Source organism: Cytophagales bacterium, from assembly GCA_019456305.1.
Classification (GTDB): domain Bacteria; phylum Bacteroidota; class Bacteroidia; order Cytophagales; family VRUD01; genus VRUD01.
The window spans coordinates 1-2,660 of record VRUD01000149.1 but is presented as its reverse complement, the minus strand read 5'-3'; the positions used below and the strand labels follow the sequence as shown (position 1 = coordinate 2,660).

The 2,660-nt window shown below is 40.3% G+C and carries 1 protein-coding gene; it reads right to left on the bottom strand.

The genetic code is table 11. From position 1 onward, the window contains the following. Positions 1-2,481, bottom strand: a 2,481-nt coding sequence (locus FVQ77_17400; protein MBW8052080.1) for a TonB-dependent receptor, incomplete at its 3' end; no start/stop codon positions are given. Positions 2,482-2,660 lie beyond the last annotated feature (179 nt).

The following is a 2,660-nucleotide window of genomic DNA, read 5'->3' as shown; positions in this document are numbered from 1 at the left end:
GCCTGCATATATTCTCTGCGACAACCTCTTGTACTCAGAGTAGATATAAAAACCCGGGCCGTTTGTTTCGCCAGCGTATTTACGTGAATTCAACACATCACTTAACCTCAGGCTGATGGTACCTTTTCCTTTAAGCACTCTTTTCTTTATCCCAATATCTATAAAATAAATTTCACGCCTCATTCCCTGGGTGGTTTCTCTTGGCGCCCTGTAATTAAACATTATCTGAATATCCATATCCTTCAAAACCGTCATCTGGGAGCTCAACCGGCCTGTCCAGCTATAGAAATCGCTGGCAAACCCTTCCCCCAGGTTTCCTCCGTCAACAATGCTCCTGAAATAATTGAAACTGCCATTTAGTTTCCACCATTTGAAAATATTTTTAGAAAACGTCATCTCCACCCCGAATGACTCGCGGCTGGAAAGATTTTCAGGTTGGGTTATAGATATACCGCTGCTATCGTCCAATTGCCTGATCCGTTGTATCACGTCATCGGTATGACGGTAGTAAATGCTGGAACTCAGGGTGTTCTTTTCCCAGTATTTGATATCCCCGATTTCAAAGGAGGAGGTCAATTCAGGATTCAGGTCAGGGTTGCCAATCCATTGGTTCAACGGGTCTGCATAGCTGTTGAAAGGGTTAAGGTTCCAAAACGAAGGCCTCCTGATCCTGCGGCTGTAGCTTAGCTGCATCTTGTGTTCTTTATTCAACTCATACGACAAATGTACACTGGGGAAAAAGTTCAGGTAATTCTTAATAGAGGTTTCGTCAGTTTCTTTCAATTCAGAGGTAACGTAGGTCTGCTCAGCCCTCACTCCAACCTGGTAACTGATTTTTTTAACCTTGCTGCTGTACATACCATAGGCAGCATAAATCACCTCATTATAAATAAAATGGTTACTGACAGCACTTAGATAGATCCAATTATTGGTGGAGTTAGTGTCCTCCTCTATGTCATAATCCTTGTCAATATTTTTTATACTGCTTTTGTATCCAGCCTCAATCCTGCCTTGTTTACTAACCGGCTGTACGTAATCTGCCTGAAAGATGAAATTATTCTGATTCTCTTTGCTGAACGTGCGCTGCAAAAGGGGCATAGTACTGGCAGGCGAAAAATGTTGTTCAACGATGTCCATATCTTCTTCCTCAAAGGCAGTGGAATATTGCACATCAGCCGTCAACACCTGTCCTTTCCTTGAAAATATCTTTTTATAGCTTAAGGCATAATCTATATTGTTATCTGTTTTAGCTCCCCAGGTTTTCCTGATATACTCATCTGTAGTTGAATCTTTAAAATCATACTCCCGGTATTCAACATCACGGGTTCTATCCCTGTTGCTGGTTCTGTATAGCACAGAAGCAGTAACCGTGTTTTTATTAAACATATAATCTACTCCCGCACGCATATTGTGCGACCATCCTGTACGGTTGAAATCGCTGTGCTCATCAAGATAAGTGATCGTGTCGTTAACAATTGTACGCCTGTTATATTTCACGTATCCCGGCCTTTCACCATTCCTGATGTTATAACTACCGAAAAGGTTGATATTTTTGAACCCATAATTAAAATTGACAGAACCGTTGTGGTTACTGGGATAAGCCCCGGTAATACTGAGCAATCCATTCATACCCTTTTTCTTTTCTTTTTTAAGAATGATATTGATGATACCCGACAACCCTTCAGCATCATACCTCACCGAAGGATTGGTGATCACCTCAATACTTTCAATTGAATTGGCAGGTAATTGTTCCAGCACAGCCGTGCTGCTAATGCCTGTAAGCCCGGAGGGCTTGCCATCAACCAATATTCTTACGTTACTACTCCCCCTTAAACTGACGTTCCCATCCACATCCACCGAAACCGAAGGAATATTTTCCAGCACATCAGCAGCCGTGCCGCCAATGCTTGAAAGATCTTTCTCCACATTAAATACCTTTTTGTCGAGTCCTACTTCCAGCCGGCTTTTTTCTCCCTTCACTTCTATTTCAGAAAGTATAACGGTAGAAGTTGTTAGATTAACAGTACCAATATCTACAAATAGCTTCTCCTTGCTTACCTTAATCCCTTTGATGACTTTTGGTTCATAGGAAATGAATTCAATCCTGATGTTGTAAACACCGAAACTTGCTTCTATCTCAAACTTTCCCTTTTGATTGGATACAGTGCCTGTAACGAGTGAACTATCCTTTTGATCATACAAGGTGATTGTAGCATATTCAACTGTTTGTGCACTTTTGGCATCAATAATTTTTCCGGTTATTATCCCCTTTAGCTGTTGCCCTTTCCAGTCTCTGCCGCCTCCGCCCTGCCAGTCCTGCCCTTTTAAAACATTAAAAGAAAATAGCAGGACAATAATCAAATAGAAAAAAATCGAAATTCGAATATCGAAATACGAAACAAATAAGTTTCGAGTTTCGAACTTCGGATTTCGGATTTCGGGTTTCGAGCTTGGGATAATGTGGATTAATGTAAATTTCATCTTTTTCTTGCCATAAAGACTCGAAGGCACAAAGGTTCACAAAATATTTTAAACACGAAACCACTAATTACACGAATTACACTAATTAAATTAGTGTAATTCGTGTAATTCGTGGTTATATTCTTTTTTTCTTTTCTAATTTTCTCTTTCTTGTCTTAAATAACCGCTGTTCTAATTTG